Origin of the sequence: Brevibacillus sp. BC25, assembly GCF_000282075.1 — a bacterium.
GTDB lineage: Bacteria > Bacillota > Bacilli > Brevibacillales > Brevibacillaceae > Brevibacillus.
In genome coordinates this window covers 1-2,059 of sequence record NZ_AKIX01000133.1, presented here as the reverse complement: position 1 = coordinate 2,059, position 2,059 = coordinate 1, and the positions used below count along the sequence as shown (strand labels likewise).

Genomic DNA, 2,059 nt, shown 5'->3' with positions numbered 1-2,059 from the left:
AAATCATTTAATGATAGACTCATTAACGCTTTCGCTGTTCAGTTTTCAAAGAGCATATCGTTCTTTTCTTTCGTCGTTAGCGCTTGTGGCGCCGACCTTTTAAACTATATCAGATCTTCTTTTGAAAATCAAGGGTTATTTTTAGAAGTTCGAAGTTTTTTTCATTCTCTCTAAAATTCCCTTCAAAAGCGACAAGAGTTATCATACCAAGCGGGAAGCAAAAACGCAAGCATTATTACCTAGAATTTTATCCCATCCTCTGTTCATCCAGAGCAGACAGCAATTCTCCCATAGAATGAATAACAATTCGCGGCATGAAAAGCTCCGGAAGCTCTGACAATAAAGGATTCTTGCACTCCCTTCTCCACTTCTCCAAGCAAAACAAACGCATTCCGTGATCATTTGTGCGCATCTGCGGTTGGAGCCTCAACAATTTCTCTGGCAATTTTCGTTCTATTAATATAGAGGTAACATGACTGCGATTAGCAAGTTGAATGTCATGATCCAAGCGATCTCCTACATGAGCGATTACTTGTCCCTGCAGTTTTTGCATAATAACGGGGTCAGGCTTGCCAGTACCTGCTCGTTCTGGCGTAATGATCTCATCAAAGTAATCCAGCACGCCTAATGCCTCCATTACTGGTGCCTGAAACTTGTAAAAGCCATTTGTGACTACTGCCAACGAAAAGCCTCGCTTCTTTATCTCCTCGAGCATCTGGGGAATTCCATCCTCGAGCAAATCAACCTTGGGCATTACAGAGTGTTTCCGAACCAGCAATTCAATATCAATCTTTTTTTCTATACATAATGCATCGCATCTACTAACAAGGATATCATCCCAATCATACGCTTCTACGTAGCGTTCTTGGGACATACGCCACTCATGCTCGGTTACCATTTCTGAAACAATATCATGCTCTCTTCCTAACTGACCGGAGATTACACGCGCAATCTCTGGAAATACCCAAGCCCCAAATGGGTTTTGCATCAAGGTTCCATCCAGATCAAAGCTAATCCAGCGTTTGCTCATTTTATCGCCCCCGACGTAAGTCCTTCGATACTCCCCAGATAGTGTAAGCACGCCTAACAGAATGGTGCTAAATTCTTCGCCCTTTAAATAGATAAGCGGATAAAAGAAGTCATCCCACACTCCGATCAGATGAACTATCCCCACGATCGCCAGTTTCATTGGCAGCATTAAGCCAAGCACAAAAAAAGAGACAGACGATTTGTCTGCCTCTCTTTGAAGAAAACGGCGAGCCGCTTTCTTACATCATGCCCATACCGCCCATGCCACCCATATCTGGCATGCCCATAGGAGCTTTGTTTTCTTCTGGTTTGTCAGCAATTACTGCTTCTGTAGTCAGGAACATAGCCGCTACAGATGCAGCGTTGGACAGTGCGGAGCGAGTAACTTTCGCCGCGTCAACGATACCAGCTTCGAGCATGTTTACATACTCTTCAGTTGCAGCGTTGAAGCCGATGCCTACTGCTTCTTTTTTCAGACGCTCTACGATTACAGAACCTTCGAGTCCTGCGTTCGCAGCGATTTGACGAACTGGCTCTTCCAGGGAACGGAGTACGATTTGTACACCTACAGCCTCTTCGCCACCTACATTGATCGCTTCAACCGCTTTGATTGCGTTGATCAAAGTAGTACCACCACCAGGTACGATACCTTCTTCTACTGCTGCGCGAGTAGAGTTCAGAGCGTCCTCGATGCGGAGTTTTTTCTCTTTCAGTTCGGTTTCAGTAGCTGCACCGACTTTGATTACTGCTACACCGCCAGCCAATTTAGCCAGACGTTCTTGCAGTTTTTCGCGATCGAAATCGGAAGTAGTATCTTCGATTTGTTGACGGATTTGGCTTACGCGGCCCTCGATGGAAGCCTTGTCGCCAGCACCTTCAACAACAGTTGTATTTTCTTTTGTAACCACGATTTTGCCAGCGCGGCCCAGTTGCTCCAGCTTAGCGGATTTCAGGTCCAGACCCAACTCTTCTGTGATTACTTCCCCGCCAGTCAGAGCAGCGATGTCTTGCAGCATAGCTTTGCGGCGGG

Annotated in this window: 2 protein-coding genes; both read right to left on the bottom strand. The window is 45.8% G+C overall.

What is annotated here, in order from left to right:
* Positions 1–247: 247 nt before the first annotated feature.
* Positions 248–1,030, bottom strand: a complete 783-nt coding sequence (locus PMI05_RS29005) for an HAD family hydrolase (RefSeq protein ID WP_039961636.1) — start codon at positions 1,028–1,030, stop codon at positions 248–250.
* A gap of 238 nt (positions 1,031–1,268) precedes the next feature.
* Positions 1,269–2,059, bottom strand: a 791-nt coding sequence (gene groEL, locus PMI05_RS29000; protein WP_007729760.1) for a chaperonin GroEL, incomplete at its 5' end; no start/stop codon positions are given.

What these genes read in the sequence shown, in the direction of transcription:
- PMI05_RS29005 (WP_039961636.1), bottom strand. Translation starts at nt 1,030, where the DNA reads ATGAGCAAACGCTGGATTAGCTTTGATCTGGATGGAACCTTGATGCAA.